Origin of the sequence: Nitrospira sp. (genome assembly GCA_030653545.1) — a bacterium.
In the GTDB taxonomy this organism is placed as follows: domain Bacteria; phylum Nitrospirota; class Nitrospiria; order Nitrospirales; family Nitrospiraceae; genus Nitrospira_D.
The window spans coordinates 330,986-345,978 of the sequence record JAURZE010000022.1 but is presented as its reverse complement, the minus strand read 5'-3'; the positions used below and the strand labels follow the sequence as shown (position 1 = coordinate 345,978).

At 59.4% G+C, this 14,993-nt stretch carries 14 protein-coding genes; 8 read left to right on the top strand and 6 right to left on the bottom strand.

Features of this window, described 5'->3' with window-relative positions:
- Positions 1 to 5: 5 nt before the first annotated feature.
- Positions 6 to 1,097: an LPS export ABC transporter permease LptF gene (gene lptF / locus Q7U39_08435; protein ID MDO9117970.1), complete on the bottom strand. Its 1,092-nt coding sequence runs from the start codon at positions 1,095 to 1,097 to the stop codon at positions 6 to 8.
- Positions 1,098 to 1,395: 298 nt separating this feature from the next.
- On the opposite strand from lptF, the gene Q7U39_08430 reads away from it, so the two are divergent.
- A complete protein-coding gene (locus Q7U39_08430) occupies positions 1,396 to 1,611 on the top strand; it encodes a cold shock domain-containing protein (GenBank protein ID MDO9117969.1) in 216 nt (71 codons plus the stop codon).
- 134 nt (positions 1,612 to 1,745) lie between these two features.
- Positions 1,746 to 3,746, top strand: a complete 2,001-nt coding sequence (locus tag Q7U39_08425; protein ID MDO9117968.1) for a tetratricopeptide repeat protein — start codon at positions 1,746 to 1,748, stop codon at positions 3,744 to 3,746.
- Here Q7U39_08425 and Q7U39_08420 read toward each other — a convergent pair.
- Positions 3,743 to 4,666, bottom strand: coding sequence for a D-glycerate dehydrogenase (locus Q7U39_08420; GenBank protein ID MDO9117967.1), 924 nt, complete (start codon positions 4,664 to 4,666; stop codon positions 3,743 to 3,745). The two genes, Q7U39_08425 and Q7U39_08420, sit on opposite strands and share 4 nt — an antisense overlap.
- Positions 4,667 to 4,825: 159 nt before the next feature.
- On the opposite strand from Q7U39_08420, the gene Q7U39_08415 reads away from it, so the two are divergent.
- The 4 genes from Q7U39_08415 to Q7U39_08400 all read left to right on the top strand — a co-directional run bounded on the left by Q7U39_08415 (position 4,826) and on the right by Q7U39_08400 (position 8,773).
- Positions 4,826 to 7,672, top strand: a complete 2,847-nt coding sequence (locus tag Q7U39_08415) for an FAD-binding and (Fe-S)-binding domain-containing protein (GenBank protein ID MDO9117966.1) — start codon at positions 4,826 to 4,828, stop codon at positions 7,670 to 7,672.
- A complete protein-coding gene (locus Q7U39_08410) occupies positions 7,669 to 7,902 on the top strand; it encodes a hypothetical protein (GenBank protein ID MDO9117965.1) in 234 nt (77 codons plus the stop codon). Before Q7U39_08415 ends, Q7U39_08410 begins: the two co-directional genes overlap by 4 nt.
- Positions 7,903 to 8,007: 105 nt before the next feature.
- The gene (locus tag Q7U39_08405) at positions 8,008 to 8,286 is read left to right on the top strand and encodes a MoaD/ThiS family protein (GenBank protein ID MDO9117964.1); all 279 of its coding nucleotides are present in this window, start codon (positions 8,008 to 8,010) and stop codon (positions 8,284 to 8,286) included.
- A gap of 73 nt (positions 8,287 to 8,359) precedes the next feature.
- Positions 8,360 to 8,773, top strand: coding sequence for a hypothetical protein (locus Q7U39_08400; GenBank protein MDO9117963.1), 414 nt, complete (start codon positions 8,360 to 8,362; stop codon positions 8,771 to 8,773).
- Here the strand turns inward: Q7U39_08400 and Q7U39_08395 are convergent.
- From Q7U39_08395 to hrpB, 4 genes are all read right to left on the bottom strand, one after another.
- A complete protein-coding gene (locus tag Q7U39_08395; GenBank protein MDO9117962.1) occupies positions 8,770 to 9,219 on the bottom strand; it encodes a hypothetical protein in 450 nt (149 codons plus the stop codon). The two genes, Q7U39_08400 and Q7U39_08395, sit on opposite strands and share 4 nt — an antisense overlap.
- A gap of 391 nt (positions 9,220 to 9,610) precedes the next feature.
- The gene (locus tag Q7U39_08390) at positions 9,611 to 10,408 is read right to left on the bottom strand and encodes a pseudouridine synthase (protein MDO9117961.1); all 798 of its coding nucleotides are present in this window, start codon (positions 10,406 to 10,408) and stop codon (positions 9,611 to 9,613) included.
- A gap of 108 nt (positions 10,409 to 10,516) precedes the next feature.
- Positions 10,517 to 11,161 carry a hypothetical protein gene (locus Q7U39_08385; protein MDO9117960.1) on the bottom strand — a complete coding sequence of 215 codons (645 nt, stop codon included), beginning with the start codon at positions 11,159 to 11,161 and terminating at the stop codon, positions 10,517 to 10,519.
- Between the two features lie 56 nt (positions 11,162 to 11,217).
- The gene (gene hrpB / locus Q7U39_08380) at positions 11,218 to 13,740 is read right to left on the bottom strand and encodes an ATP-dependent helicase HrpB (protein ID MDO9117959.1); all 2,523 of its coding nucleotides are present in this window, start codon (positions 13,738 to 13,740) and stop codon (positions 11,218 to 11,220) included.
- 69 nt (positions 13,741 to 13,809) lie between these two features.
- On the opposite strand from hrpB, the gene Q7U39_08375 reads away from it, so the two are divergent.
- Both Q7U39_08375 and Q7U39_08370 read left to right on the top strand, forming a co-directional pair.
- A complete protein-coding gene (locus Q7U39_08375) occupies positions 13,810 to 14,010 on the top strand; it encodes a hypothetical protein (GenBank protein MDO9117958.1) in 201 nt (66 codons plus the stop codon).
- 292 nt (positions 14,011 to 14,302) lie between these two features.
- Positions 14,303 to 14,986 carry an inorganic pyrophosphatase gene (locus Q7U39_08370; GenBank protein ID MDO9117957.1) on the top strand — a complete coding sequence of 228 codons (684 nt, stop codon included), beginning with the start codon at positions 14,303 to 14,305 and terminating at the stop codon, positions 14,984 to 14,986.
- Positions 14,987 to 14,993: the final 7 nt, after the last annotated feature.

The window sequence follows — 14,993 nt, the reverse complement described above, 5'->3', positions numbered from 1 at the left end:
CGGGCTTATTCGTAGCTCATTTTCCAGAACAGCCAGGCGGTGAGGAGCGTAAATAATCCATTCGGCATCCAGGCGCCGGCAAACGGGGAGATCCAGAGCGTGGTGACGAGGAATTCGCAGGCGATATTCAAAATATAGTAGGCGACGACGATCAGCACGCCGACGGCGAATCCGCCCATCCGTCCCGATCGCTTGGAGACAATGCCGACCGGGACGCCCAGTAAGCAGAACACCAGCGAGGCGGTCGGAAAGGCCAAGTCTTTGTAGTACTCCATCAGGCGACGCAAGGCTTGCGTGTCCTTCCCTTGGCTGGCAGTCAGTTGGGCTTGAATCGAAGCGTAGGTCGGACGCTCTTCAGTCGTGGCATACCCGCTTTGGTTCAGGCTCATCTTCAGGTCGTAACTGGTAAACGAGACCTGTTGATATTGATCGACGACATCCGGCTGGCTATGAATGACGCCGTTCACGAGTCGAAGTGCGACCTGTTCATGCTCAGGATCCATGAGGACCTGAAAGTCATCGGCCACGATAATGCGAGGCTCATCAGGGCTGCGCTCGTCCGATATGAAGATGCCGGATGTCGCCTGCCCGGATCCGCTATCCGGAATATAGATCACTAATTTGGGAACAGGTTCATTGAACGTGCCTCGTTCCAGGGCCAGCACCAGTTGGTCTCGAAGGAGGTTGAGCGCGACTTTCTTCAGATTCACCGAACTCCACGGCTGTCCCCATTGGGAGAGGACGAGCGTCAAGGTAAAGACCGAGAGGGCAAACAAGAGGACCGGCTGGGTGAGTCGATAGAGGCTCAGGCCCGCGGCCCGCATGGCCACAAGTTCCTTGTCGAAGGAGAGGCGTCCGAAGGCCGTGATCGAGGCGATAATGCCGGCGATGGGCAGCGTCAGGACCAGGAACGACGGGAGGAGGGTCGCGAAGACCTTCAAGACCGACCAGAGGCCGACGCCTTTTGACACCAAGAGCTCGACGAGACGCAGCAGCTCTCGCGTGAGCATCACGAAGCACAACGCCCCCAGGCTCAGCCCGAACGGGGCGAGGAGTTCTGTGAAAATATATCGGTCGAGTAGTGTTCGTAGAATCACAAGCGTAACGGTCGTGAGCGCGTTGCGGCACTATAGGGGAGTCGTGCGACCTTGTAAACCGCGTGCGGATATGGCCCGGGCCGAATGCGTCCCTTGACAAGGTGAAAGTGCTGTGGTACTTCCACTTCGCTTTATCATTTCACCGATGGGTTCTGTGCGTGATTCAATTTTTCTGCAGACGCCCGTCAGTCGATCTCCTCACTTCTCTCTTTCTGTTCATCGCAATCATCTGTGTCTCTGTACGGCGTGTTTGGCCGACTGCGTAACTACACGTAGTCATTGAGAAAAGGAGGATCTTGTGAAGACCAAAGGAACAGTGAAGTGGTTCAATGATCGGAAGGGTTTCGGCTTTATCCGATTGGATAGCGGGGATGATGTCTTTGTGCACTATTCAGCGCTTCAGGGCGATGGCTTTAAGACCTTAAAAGAAGGCGAACCGGTTGAGTTCGACATCGTGCAAGGAGCGAAAGGGCCGCAAGCCGCCAACGTGTTGAAGGGCGAGCTGTCCGCGTAAATCTCTGCATAGACCGCTAGGGTTGGGGGCGTGTTTTCTTCAGGGAAAACACGCCCCTTTCGTTTCTGCCATTTTCTGGACAAAACCTATTGAGACTGTTAGCGTTTGCCTATTCTTCTTCATAGAGGTCTGTCTTGGCCCTTGATCGGACAAAAGTTCTCCAAAGTGCGCAGTTGTTGGCCGCTAAAGGCCAGTACGACGCGGCTATTGCTGAGTGGCGGAAGCTGGCGGGAGAAGCTCCGAACGACGGCAGTATTCACAACTCGATCGGCGATCTTCATCTCAAACGCAACGCCGTGCCCGAAGCGATCACGGCGTTTCTTCAAGCGGCGGCCGGCTTCCGATCGGAAGGCGCAACGCTGAAGGCGATCGCGACCTACAAAAAGATCCTTAAAGTCGATCCCACCCGGTACGAAGTCTACCGCCATCTCGGTGATCTCAATGCGGAACGTGGATTGTTGAGCAGTGCGGTCCAGGACTATCTTACGCTGGGGAAGTATTACCTCAAAGAGCGAAAAGGCAAAGAGGCGCTGGAGGTCTATAAGAAGATCGTCAGCCAGGATCCATCAAACCTCGACGCTCAGCAGCGTGTGGCGGAGCTGTGCCTCCAAGAAAATCTTCAGGACGAAGCGACCAAGGTGTATCTACAACTCGGGCGGGAGCGATCGGCGCAGGGCCGCTACGACGAGGCGAAGGATGCCTATCTCGCCGTGCTCCGGATCGATCCGAAGAACAACGAAGCCGCCCAGTTTGTCGAGGGTGCGCAAAAAGGCGGGGCTGCTCCGGGAAAGCCCGCAGCGTCCGGCCATATGGCCACCGCGTCGAGCAGACCGTCGGAGCCGTTGGATTTGCTTGCTGAAGCCACACGCCGGATGGATGAGCAGCAGTATGCGGGAGCCGAGGCGATTCTCAACCAGCTGTTAACCAGAGAGCCGGGGAATCCGCAAGTCTGCCAATTGCTCGCACGGCTCCATCTGCAACGCGGCGACGTGCAGGTGGCGTTGGGAGAGTATCGCTTCCTGGCCGGCGCCGCACTCCGCGCGCAGGATTATCCATTGGCCGAAGCGCTGGTCTCGGAGTTCCTGGCTGCCGAGCCGAATTCGGTTCCCCTCATTGAATTGTCGGCCGAACTCTTCGAGGAAAAAGGCGATTCCGCTGCTGCCGCACAGCAGTATGCGAGGGCGGTGGAGCTGTTATTGCTTCATCCCGAAGCAGGGATGGAGAGTTTGCATGAAGAACTCTTTGAGAAGGTGAAAGTCCTGGCCCCGGACTCAGACTTGGTGACACGCCTGGCCGTCCTTATGGGTGGTGAGGCTCCGGTTGAGCCTGCGGGTGCCGTCGAATCAGTCGTACAGTCTGTTGCGGAAACGGTCGCTCAGGATCCGGAGCCGGTCGCATCGCCGTCGGTCGTCGAGGCTCAGGAATTCACATTGGACGGAGCGGTTCCTGACGATCATTTGTTTACCGTCCCGCGCGCGGTGTCGGCCGAAGCCTGGCAGATTCCCGTCAATGACGTGATCCCGGATGCTACTCCTGTATCTCTGAGTGCGAGTGAGCCATCGGTCGATGACGAATCATCAGCAGCGACAATAGCGGCGGCGGAGACAGAGACATCGCGTCCCGGCGCCTGGCTGACGAATGCGCCTCCGGAGATACCGCAAGCGGTTGAGCCAATCTCTATTGAGCCGATGGCGATGCCGTCCGGTACGGCTGAGACAGCATCAGTGCTGTCTGCGGAACCGCCGCCAGACTATGAGGCGCATTTCACCTTGGGGATCGCTTATAAGAACATGGGGCTCTACGAAGACGCGATGGACGAGTTTCATGTGTCCAAGTCCGCCGATTCGTTCTATCTGGATTCCTGCCTGATGACCGCGCTGTGTCTCAAGGACCAGCGTGCATATGCGCAGGCGATTCGCGGCTTGGAGGCGGTCCTGTCTGATCCTCGCTGCCAGGGAGCGAAGGGGCAGGCGATTCGCTACGAGCTGGGGATGTTGTATGAAGCTGAATCGCAGTGGGGGAAGGCCGTCACCACCTACCAGATGATTCCGGCATTCCACGATGTTCCGCAACGGCTGGAGTCCCTCCGGGGCAAGGCGTCATCTGCCCAGAGTGAGTTTCGCATCGCCAGTTAGACTCCCTGAATGACCGGATTCAGCGGAGCCCGGCCTCCAAGTACGGCCGCAATATTTTCCACGCAGATCATTCCCATCTTTAAACGAGCGTCCAGTGTTGCCGATCCAAGATGGGGCAACAGCACGACGTTCGAGAGCTGTTCCAATCCAGACAGAATCACCGGTTCGCGTTCGTACACATCCAATCCGGCTCCGGCAATCGTGCCTTGTCGCAAGGCGACGAGAAGGGCGGCTTCGTCGACGACCGGTCCGCGGGACGTGTTGATCAGAAAGGCGGTGGATTGCATCATGGCCAGCTCGCGCGATCCAATGAGATGGCGAGTCGCCTCCGACAATGGCACGTGCATCGACACGAAATCAGCTTGCGTCAGCACCTCTTTCAATGGTCGGTGAGTCCAGGTTGTGACACCGGATGGAGGGGGACAGGGCCGACGGCTGGCATAGATCACCGGCATGCGAAACCCTTGCGCGCGCAAGGCCACAGCCTGCCCGATCCGACCCATGCCGATGATGCCCAGCGTTTTTCCTGTGACATCCGTCCCCAGCATTTGAGTCGGCGCCCATCCCGGCCAGGTCCCGGAGCGGGCCCATCGGTCGCCTTCCACCACACGGCGTGCGACTGCCAGAATCAAGGCCCAAGTGAGATCCGCCGTCGCATCCGTCAGGACATCCGGGGTATTCGTCACGACGATCCCGCGGCGCGCAGCGGCAGCCACGTCGATGTTGTTGTACCCCACCGCATAATTCGCCACGATCTTCAGGCGCGGCGCGGCCGCGAGCAAGTCGTCGGTGATTGGGTCGGCCAGCGTGCAGATGACGGCGTCGGCATGCGCGAATCCCCGCCGCTGATTGTCGCTGGTGGGAATCTGGTTTTCCACTGGTTCGGCCACGAGGGTATAGCGCTCACGCAGAGCTGTCATAACCGGTGCAGGGAGTAGCCGAGTGCTATAGAGGGTTGGGCGTGACATAGAATTTCAAGATGCTTATTCTAGGGGATCAATGTGCCCGCTAACAAGTTGTTCGGGGCGATCCCCTTGTTCTCGTTCTCATGGCCGTCTAGAATGCCTCACGCTTGAACTATGACTGCGCCAACTCTCATTCTGCCAGACCGTTCCCGCGCGATCGCGGCTGATCTTCGCGCCCAACTCGGTTCCGAGAAAGTCAAAGACGATTTTCCCACCAAGACGGCCTATGCCGTCGATGCCAGCATTTACCGGATGGTGCCGCAGGCCGTGGTGCTGGTGGAGTCCGAAGACGACATCGCCAAGATCATCCGCTATGCCGTATCTCGCGGCATTCCCCTCACGCCGCGCGCGGCCGGGACAAATCTCACCGGGTCGGCCGTCGGGAGCGGCATCATTCTCGATGTGTCGCGGTTGAACCGGATTCTTGAAGTGAATCGCGAAGAACGCTGGGCGCGGGTGCAGCCGGGCATCGTTCTGGCTGAATTGAATAAACAGCTGGCCCGGCAGGGGCTCTTGTTCGGGCCCGATCCTTCCAGCGGCGACATGTGCAAGCTCGGCGGGATGCTGGCGAATAATTCATCGGGGCCGCACACACTCAGCTACGGGTCGGTGAAAGACAATGTCCATCGGCTCCGGCTGTGCCTGGAGTCGGGAACGTGGCTGGAGGCGAAATCCTATGCGCTGAACGATCCGACTCTGGAGCGACTCCTGTCGACGATCCCGGCCCTGCGGGACGTGCTGGTTCTGGCGCAGTCCCATGCCGATCTGATCAGCGGCAAGCGCCCGACGGTCAGCAAGAACAGCTGTGGCTATAACCTGTTTGGCCTGGTCGACGGGCTGGCGCAGGGGCAGTTCGATCTCCCGAAATTATTTGTCGGCAGCGAAGGTACGCTAGGCGTGATGAGCGAAGCCACGCTTCGGCTGGTCGAGAAACCGAAAGCGACGCTCACGGCCTTGATTCATTTCCGGCATCTGGAGGATGTCGGGGCGGCGGTGCCGCTGCTGTTGGCTCTTCAGCCGAGTGCACTCGAAGTCATGGATGCCAACACGCTCGATCTGATCGGTCGCGCCAAGCATGGGATTCCCGCCGATGCGGCGGCCACCTTGCTGGCTGAACTCGATGCCGACTCGCTCGCAGTGGATCTGCATGAACGGGCGGAGCAGATGGCGGCGGTCTGTCGGCCGTTCCGCCTCGCGGCTGACCTGACGCTGGCGTTCGATCCCGAGCAGCGTGAGCAATTGTGGAAGGCGCGCAAAGCGCTGTATCCCACCCTCTATCGATTCGATCCGCGCAAGAAGCCGATCAATTTTGTGGATGATGTGGTCGTACGGGCGGAGCGGATCAGCGAGCTGATCCACTATCTGGAAGAGTATTTTTCAGGACAGAAGGTGCCGGTGGCGATTTTCGGTCATATCGGGAACGGCAACGCGCATATCGTCCCGCTGCTCGACGTGAACGATCGCCAGGATTTCGACAAGATGGTGCTGGCCTATCGGGAGATTCATTCGACGGTCCTGGACCGTTTCGGCGGCTCCATCTGCGGGGAACATGGCGACGGGCGGATTCGCGCCGAGTACGTCAGGAAGATGTTCGGCGAGGAGCTGTACGGGTTGTTCGTGGACGTGAAGCGGGCCTTTGATCCCGGCAACGTGCTGAACCCCGGCATCAAGATCAGCGAGGCCTCGTTCACCGAGCATATCGATTACACCAGGCTCTCAAAGTCCTGCGCGACCTGCGCGAAGTGCAACGCCGTCTGTCCCGTCTACGATGTCTTTCAGTCGGAGGACATGAGTTCGCGCGGCTGGTTCGAGATCGTGACGTCGAAGGACTACAGCTATCTCAATTCCAAGCGGGTGGTCGAGGCGTGCGTGAACTGCAAATCCTGCCGGACGGCGTGCCCGGCGGGAGTCGATGTCTCTGACCTGATTCTAAAAAAGCGGGCGGAGCATCCCAACCGCCTGACCGGATGGATCTTTCGCTGGCAGGCACGCGGGAACTCGTTCGAGCCGTTCCTCAAGTTTCTGGGGCGCACGCAACGCCTGTGGGATCGGCCGGTTGTCCGACGGATTATGGAGTGGGGCGCCGCGTTGGTCCTCAAGGCCCTTGCACCGACAGCCAAGCTGCCTCATGAGTTGTTGTTGCCGCGCATTGCTTCCAGACAACTGCGTGAGCGGCATGCCTCGCTGATCCCGACATCGGGTGCTCAGCCCGCGCCGGGCGGCGTCGCCTATTTTCACGGCTGTGCCGCGAACTATTTCGATGACGGGGTCGGAGACGCGGTCATCGGAGTCTTGCGGAAGCACGGAGTCGAGCCGGCCTTGCCGCCGCAGCGTTGTTCCGGCACACCGATCCAGACCTATGGACATCAAGAGCTGACGCGCGAGGGGGCTCGGTTCAATATGGCCTCGTTTGCGTCTTATGAGACGATCGTGACCGGTTGCGCGTCCTGCACGCTGATGTTGAAGGATTATCCCACCCTGTTTGCCGATGGCGACGAGCGGCGCCAAGCGGAGACAATTGCGAAGAAGGTCGTGCATATCGCCGAATTCGTGGCGCGATCCCCGCTCCATCCGCCCATGGCGCAGGCCGCGTCGCGCACCAAGTGCGTCACGTACCATTCCTCCTGCCACCTCCGGGCCGCCGGCGTGACGAAAGAACCGCGCAAGATTTTGGCGTCGTTGCCAGGCCTTAACTATGCCGAGATGCCCGATGCCGACCGCTGCGCCGGGGGAGCGGGGACGTTCATCGTAAAGGATTACGACACCTCGCAAAAAATCCTGGAGCGAAAAACCAGGGCCGTCGAACAGGTCGGGGCGGAGGTCGTGGCGACCAGTTGTCCCGCCTGTATGATCCAGCTCAAGAATGGATTGCGGGAACGGGCTGAGGTGAAACATGTGGCGCAGTTACTGAACGAAGCCTATGAGGCAGCGGAGCAGAACAAAGGAATCACCCACTCATGAAGTTGCGAAAAGCCGATTGGTGGTTTGTCCTCTTTGCCGTCGCGGTTGTCGTGGGGGTATCGCTGTTGCCGACGCCGAAAGATCGGAATCCGGTCATTCCCAAGAATGTGGAGCATCAGGCTATAACAGCTGAAAAGGACTGTGTCACCTGCCATCAGCCTGGCGCCGCCAAGCCGCTGCCGGATCGTCACCCCAGACGGCAGGATTGTTTTCGCTGCCACGCCAGGTGAGAAGCAGGGAGCTCGCAGTGAGCCCTGGAGCAGGCACCAAAAAGTAGCCAGTAGGTTTGTGCTATACCATACGTGTAACGGACGTCAGGCAAAGAGCGAGGAATTATGGTTACCGTGTTGGTATTCGGGCGAGTCATTCAAGAAGCGACAGGGGAGAATGAGTTCTCCATCGAGTCGGCGGAGCCGACGACGGTGCGGAAGTTGATCGAGGCAAATGCCGAGACTCTTGGGGTGCTACTTCGATTTATCGACAGCCGGGAAGCCCTGATTTCTGTGAACAAGAAAGTCGGCACCGAAGATACGGTGGTGAAGGACGGCGACACGGTCAAGGTATCGTTCCAGTCTCGTATGTCGTACGACGGGACCAGAGATATTCCGACATAGCGGGCGAGGCCGGAGGACGGGTGCGGCACAGCCGCGCGCCGGGTGACGGCGGGCGGATTTTCATCGAAAGGACATGATGATGACTAAGACGTCGAGCATGATGGGGTTCATCGCGGCCCTTGCCTTGTTTGCAGGACAGGGTCTGGCGGCGGAACCGGCCGATATCGAAAAGTTCGTGAAGGCGCGGATTGAGATCGGCGAGATGATGACGAACTATTTTAAGGGCGGGGAGCAGTACGGCCAAGGGCAGCGGCCATCTCCTGAGCAAATGAAAGAAATGGGCGCGGATATCAATACGAAGCTCAGCGCGTTGCTGTCGAAGCACGGACTGACGATCGAAGAGTATCGCGGGCGCAGTAAAGACGTGTTTGCCGATGACGCGGGCGTGAAGAATTTCCTCGCGGCGCATCCCGACCTCAAGACTCGATACGAAGCGCTTCCCTTGGACCGGATGGGCCGCGGCGGCAGCACGGGTCGCGGGTACTAGACGACCTGGATCAATAAATTGGTTAGATGTTCCATCCCAATGCAGTCGAGGATGCAGTAGGCGCGATACTGCATGCGGCCGTTTTCTCCGGCGAGAAAACTGACGCTGGCTTCACGGCTCATGATCCAGATGGAGCCGGTTTCCTGCTTCCAGCCATCTTCTGACTTGATGGCAATCTGATGGGTGTCGCCCACCGCCAGGCTCGTCAGCTCTTCGCTGAAGATAAACGTGATTTTTACCGGAGTGTCTTTGGGCACCTGGAGGCCACGTTTCGCGCTATAGGGTTTGCCCTTCTCGTCCAGGAATCCCTTCTCACTGACACGGACCTTGATCTCGATCGGTGCCTTTTCAGGCGTGGCGGCATACGTCATGACCGGACCGGCCCAGATGGTCGTGAATGTCAGAATAGTAAAGAGGGTCGTGAGCTGCTTCATCATCGCTCTCATGTGTCTCGCGCTCCTACCGGTTGTTGATACAGCCAAGCTTTCACCAGGGCATTTCCATCATGAATGGCTGGCTGCGGCTGCCGTTTGCGGGAAATGGGAATGAGTGGGGACCCTGAGCGCAATAGGGCAAAGGGACGACCGAACTCATCGTGTTACCGATCTACCATAGCATGCCTGAAGCCTTTGGCAAGCCTTTCATCTCTACAGTGACGGGAACGGGCGGCGGATAGCCTATGCCGAGTGGTTCGTGCAGGTTCGCATCGGACTGTGCACTGAATACCGGGGATGATGAACGAAGGAGTGCGCCTTCAGCCGTGTTGCTTACAGGCTCTGTGGCTGCATGGGGAACTGGACTTTGGATGAGGATCTGTCGGTCACTTGGGAGAGGGGATTAGGCCTGCAGATCTCGCTTGGCGTCTTCAATAGGGATTTCCCGCCAGGCGCCGGGCGGCAGATCGCCGATCTCGAAGGGCCCGAATTGAATGCGCCGCAGCCGGATCACCTCATGTCCGAGTGCTTTGAAGAGCCGCCGGATCTCCCGGTTTTTTCCCTCCGTCAGTGTCACGTCGAGGTGGGATTCCCGGCCCGATCGTTTTTGAACCGTGACGGCTTCGCAATGCAAGAGTTCCCCTTCATCCGTGAGGCCGGTAAGACTGTCCTGGCGGGTTTCTTCTGTGACTTCCCCGCGTACCGTGACCAGATAGCGGCGTGTCACCCGGTTGGCCGGATCGGTGAGAAAGCTGGAGAGGGTCGTGTCGTTCGTCAATAAGAGCAGCCCGCTCGTGGCTTGATCCAGTCGTCCGACCGCATGGAGTGTCTGCAGTTCTTCGGGAAGGACATCGAAAATAGTCGTTCGGCCTTTCTCATCCTGGCGCGTCGTCACCACGCTCTTCGGTTTGTGAAAGAGCACGAATCGTGGTGTGCTTGGTTGAATCGGCTGCTCGTCGAGCGACACGCAGTCGCCGGGCCAGGCGACCCAGGTCTTCGCCGTGCGGACCACGCGATCATTGATGCGGACCCGTCCAGCACGAATCCATTCCTGGGCGACGGTTCGGCTGGCCAATCCCAGTTTTGAGAAGAGGCGGTCCAAGGTCACCCGCTTGGTATCATCGGGTGCAGCCGCGCCTGCAGGAATCGGTGGCGACTGAGCGTGGGCGGGGCTGTCTGGTTTCGTCGGTTTTCTGTTCATCGTCCCTGTTTCAACGTGATCGGTCTTTTCCGCAGTGTAACTGGGTTAGGCGACCGTCTCAAGGCGCCGGGTCGTGTCGAAGGTTGAGGGAGGGAAATGGGCTAGGCGCTAGGTGTTTCGAGACGGTCGGAGAGAAGCATTGCTCCGATAGTCAATCGCGAGACGGCTGTGATGGTTGCCTGTCAGTTCAAGCGAAATGATGCCATCCGGGGTCTCCCACCTGGCGGCATACCGGAGGTGGCCCATTTGGACGGCGATCCCCCAATAGTCGGGAAGCGGCTGGTAGAGATCGTTGCTCCAGACAGACTGGTCTTCTGCCGGTTGTCCGTAGGCCTTCGTCAAGGACATCTTGAGAGCGCCGTAGTAGTCGATGAATTCGTTTAGCCCGTTGACCGGGCGCTGTAGAACGAGATATTGCCCGGCGACCAATGAGCCTTCCATGAAATCGTAGCCTTCCAATACGCCATGATCCGCGAAGCGTGTGGCCACGACAAGGGCCTCCCGCTCATCCCGCTCAATCTCTCCCGTCACATTATTGCGAAGAGCCTCGGGGCTCGATCCCCAATATTGCTGCAGTCGATTCAGGAAGAGGGCGATGTGCTGCGCGAGTTCCGCCTGTGCCACAACCGGATCGAGATCATCGAAAGGCACGTCGAAGGTCGGTGGTGGCAACGGTGTGACGGATTCTGCTTTGAGCGAGGCCGGCAGAATCGTCAGGATGGACATGCATATGAAGGCGAGAGTCCAGCGCATAGTCAGCCACTATACGGTCGGTTCATCGGCGCGGTCTACCCTACCAATGATGGGAGTCATGAGGACCGCCGTTTGGCCTTTGCGGTCGGCGGGGCGGTGAGGGGATCCTCCGGCCAGGAATGTTTCGGGTAGCGGCCACGGAGTTCTTTCCGGACATCTTGATAGGCGGTGGCCCAAAAGCTGGCCAGGTCTTTGGTGACTTGGACCGGGCGTTTGGCCGGGGAAAGTAAGTGCAACATGACGGGAACTGTTCCCCCTGCCACGCGGGGAGTGTCCTGACAGCCGAAGAGTTCTTGGAGTCGCACGGCCAGAACGGGGATCTCGCCGCTTTCATAATCCACTCGGATATTCGAGCCGCTCGGGACTGTGATGTGTGTCGGGGCGAGACGATCAAGTTGCCGTTGAAGATCCCAGCTCAGCAGGGCGTGGAGCGGCTGATCGAGCGGCATCCGCTGTACACGTTCGAGTGTGGTGATGCTCTGGAGAAAAGGGCCGAGCCAATGGTCCAGCGTCTGCGACAGGTGTGCATCGGACAGATCCGGCCAGACTGACGGAGGTCCCTCCGTTCGTCTGAGGAACTGCACGCGCGCTTGCCATTGGCGCAGGTCCGGCGTCCAGGCCAGCTGGTTCACTCCGGCCTGGCGCACGCCGTGGAGCAAGGCGGTTGCGATCAGAGCGGGATCCGGTTTGGAGAGGTTCTGCTGCGAGAGAATCAGTCCGCCGAATCGCCGTTGGCGCAGCGCCTGGACTGCTTGTGTTTTCTCATCCCAGCTGACGGCTTCAGTTTCAATGATCTGGTCCGCATAGAGGCTCTCGATTTCTGCCTGCGAGATCGGCGCAGCCAACTCGATCTTGGCCCATTGTGCGCCGCCGTCCAACTCGGCAATGGCGAGATAGGGTTCCGATCCCAGGTGATCGGGGGTGGCGAAGAGGGCTCCGCGTCCGTTGGCCAGCACATAGCGCGCATCAGTGCCAGCCTGGCGCTGTGCAATCCGATCCGGATAGGCGAGGGCGAGCAGGATACCGACGCCACGTTGATCAGACTTGGTACGAGGGGATGTCTTAGCGGAGTGGCGAAGGAGCTGTCGTCGCCACATCTCCGCCGTGCTGGTCACGCGATGATACACGCCTCGATCGACTGTAATGCCCGGATGGTCATGCTGTCCCTGTAAGACATCAAGTCTGGTGCGAATATCGGCCTGCTGTCGTCCCGCCGGACCCCGGAGCAGGTCGCGCTCACCCAGCAGAGCTGCGAGGTCGCAGGCCAGGTCGTTCAGGCCTAGCGGCCCGGCCTTCAGCAGCATGTGAGAGAGGCGGGGATGCAACGCCAGTTCAGCCAGCTGCCTGCCATGGGCTGTGATGCGGCCCGATGAATCCAACGCGCCCAATCGGATCAACAGATCGGACGCCTGGGTGACCGATCCGGTAGGCGGGGGGGTGAGCCATGAGAGTTCTGCCGGGTTGGTCGTTCCCCAGAGCGCTAGCTCCAGGACGAGTGATGTGAGATCGGCGTCCAGCATCTCAGGCGGCCGGCGGGCGGCCAGCGTGGCCTGTTCTCGCTCGGTCCAGAGTCGATAGCAGACGCCCGATTCCAATCGTCCGGCTCGCCCGCGCCGCTGGTCGGCGGAGTCCTGCGTGACGCGAATCGTGTCCAGCCGCGTGAGTCCTGAACGCGGATCGAAGCGCGGTACGCGCAACAGGCCCGCGTCGATGACGATGCGGACGCCATCGATCGTCAAGCTGGTCTCGGCGATGGATGTGGCCAATACGATTTTTCTCGTGCCCGGGAGCGCCGGGGCGATCGCCGCATCCTGGGCATCTTGGGGGAGGTCTCCATGGAGCGGCGCAATATGAATGGTCGATTCCAGATTCGCATCGAGGAGCTGGCGTTCGACGCGCCGGATCTCGGCCATGCCCGGCAGGAAGACGAGCAGGCTGCCCTGATCCCGTGCCAGCGCGCGGCGGATGATCCTGGTGACGGCGGTATCGAGATACCCCGTAATGGGTTCATCCAGATATCGGGTCTCGACCGGAAACATCCGCCCTTCGCAGGTGATGACCGGTGCGCCGCCCAGCAGTTGGCTGACTGGTCCGCAATCCAATGTGGCCGACATGATGAGTAGGCGCAGGTCAGGACGGAAGAGCCGCTGCGATTCCAGGCAGAGCGCCAGGCCGGTGTCGGCCTGGAGGCTGCGCTCGTGAAATTCGTCGAAGAGGACGGCACCATAGCTGCTGAGCGAGGGGTCCTGTTGGAGTAATCGGGTCAGAATCCCTTCGGTCACGACCTCGATCCTGGTCTTCGGCCCGATCTTCGTATCGAGCCGCATGCGATAGCCGATTGTGTCGCCGGGACGCTCATTGAGCGTGGTCGCCATGCGATGGGCCGCGGCCCTGGCGGCCAGGCGTCTGGGTTCCAGCATGAGGATCTTCTTTTCCTGGAGCCAGGGAGCGTCCAGCAGGGCCAACGGCACACGGGTGGTCTTTCCGGCCCCCGGTGGGGCGGTCAGGAGCCCGTTGGGGGACCGAATGAGCGCGTGGCAGAGGTCCGAAAGGACATCTTCTATTGGGAGCCGAGACATGATAGGGTGCAACCTCACGTGGAGCAGACTGTAACAGACCGCGTGGGGAAGCACGAGAGGATCGAGGAGATGGCGGGCTATCAGTGGACTCTCGACAAGCCGAGAGTGGCTGGATGGTATTGGTTTCGGGGAACGGCGCATGAAGCCGACCCGTTTATCGTGGAAGTGGACCAGGTCGGACAGTTTCAGTGGCCTGATGGCGGGTATCAGGAAGTGGCGCTGGCCAAAGGGGAATGGGCGGGACCGATTCAACTGCCTGAAGACGACTAGCCGTTTTTCCTCTTGTCCGTTGTTCGTTGTCCTCTACGAAAGAGACCGTTCCGCATCTTGTCGCATGTAGGCGGCCCACGTATGCTGCCGCTTGCGCACGCAGGCCTTGGTCTGTTGCGTCGAGCGAGCCAGGTGCCGGGTCGGTCGTGCAGGCGGGTGTCGATGAATGCGGAACCGGTCAGCCGCGTGATCCGTTCAACGGTCTCTCATTCAGCATTCTGTACTCGGTTCAGACAACTGCGTTCGGCGTATGCCGGCGCGTGAATATTGGCATTCAGATCAGGAGGAGTCGATGGGGCGTTCGGGGATGGATCCAATTCAGCGTTTGATGGGCTTGATGTTCAAGGCGCATCCCTGGCACGGAGTGTCGATCGGGGAACAGGCGCCGGATGTGGTGACGACCTACATTGAAATCGTGCCGACCGACACCGTGAAATACGAAGTCGATAAAGACAGCGGATTTTTGAAGGTCGATCGTCCGCAGCGGTTTTCGAATTTCTGTCCCGTCTATTACGGACTCATTCCGCAAACCTATTGCGGCGAAAAAGTGGCCGGACTGTTCGGCAAACGGGCGAAACGGAAGAATATGATCGGCGACGGCGATCCGCTGGACATTTGCGTCCTCACGGAGAAGACGATCGCCCATAGCGATATCCTGCTCACCGCGATTCCCATCGGCGGCTTCAGTATGGCCGACGGCGGGGAAGCGGACGACAAAATCATCGCAGTCATGAAAGACGATGCGGCCTACGGCGATTTCAAGGACATCGGCGACTGTCCGATCTCGCTGATCGACCGGCTGCAGCACTATTTCTTGACGTACAAGATGGCGCCGGGGTCGGTGCAGCATAAAGTTGAGATCACGAGCGTGTATGGGCGCGAAGAAGCGATGAAAGTCATTCACGCCAGTCATGCTGATTATCGTAAGAAGTTTCCTGAGCTTGAGTCGCTATGGCCCAAGCACATGTCGGTCTAACACCAGA

Bases quoted from the DNA above. Each gene is read 5' to 3' on its own strand.
- Q7U39_08370 (MDO9117957.1), top strand. From the start codon at position 14,303: ATGGGGCGTTCGGGGATGGATCCAATTCAGCGTTTGATGGGCTTGATG.
- Q7U39_08400 (MDO9117963.1), top strand. From the start codon at position 8,360: ATGATGATGACTAAGACGTCGAGCATGATGGGGTTCATCGCGGCCCTT.
- Q7U39_08415 (MDO9117966.1), top strand. From the start codon at position 4,826: ATGACTGCGCCAACTCTCATTCTGCCAGACCGTTCCCGCGCGATCGCG.
- Q7U39_08410 (MDO9117965.1), top strand. From the start codon at position 7,669: ATGAAGTTGCGAAAAGCCGATTGGTGGTTTGTCCTCTTTGCCGTCGCG.
- Q7U39_08385 (MDO9117960.1), bottom strand. From the start codon at position 11,161: ATGCGCTGGACTCTCGCCTTCATATGCATGTCCATCCTGACGATTCTG.
- hrpB (MDO9117959.1), bottom strand. From the start codon at position 13,740: ATGTCTCGGCTCCCAATAGAAGATGTCCTTTCGGACCTCTGCCACGCG.
- Q7U39_08420 (MDO9117967.1), bottom strand. From the start codon at position 4,666: ATGACAGCTCTGCGTGAGCGCTATACCCTCGTGGCCGAACCAGTGGAA.
- Q7U39_08395 (MDO9117962.1), bottom strand. From the start codon at position 9,219: ATGAGAGCGATGATGAAGCAGCTCACGACCCTCTTTACTATTCTGACA.
- Q7U39_08405 (MDO9117964.1), top strand. From the start codon at position 8,008: ATGGTTACCGTGTTGGTATTCGGGCGAGTCATTCAAGAAGCGACAGGG.
- Q7U39_08390 (MDO9117961.1), bottom strand. From the start codon at position 10,408: ATGAACAGAAAACCGACGAAACCAGACAGCCCCGCCCACGCTCAGTCG.
- Q7U39_08375 (MDO9117958.1), top strand. From the start codon at position 13,810: ATGGCGGGCTATCAGTGGACTCTCGACAAGCCGAGAGTGGCTGGATGG.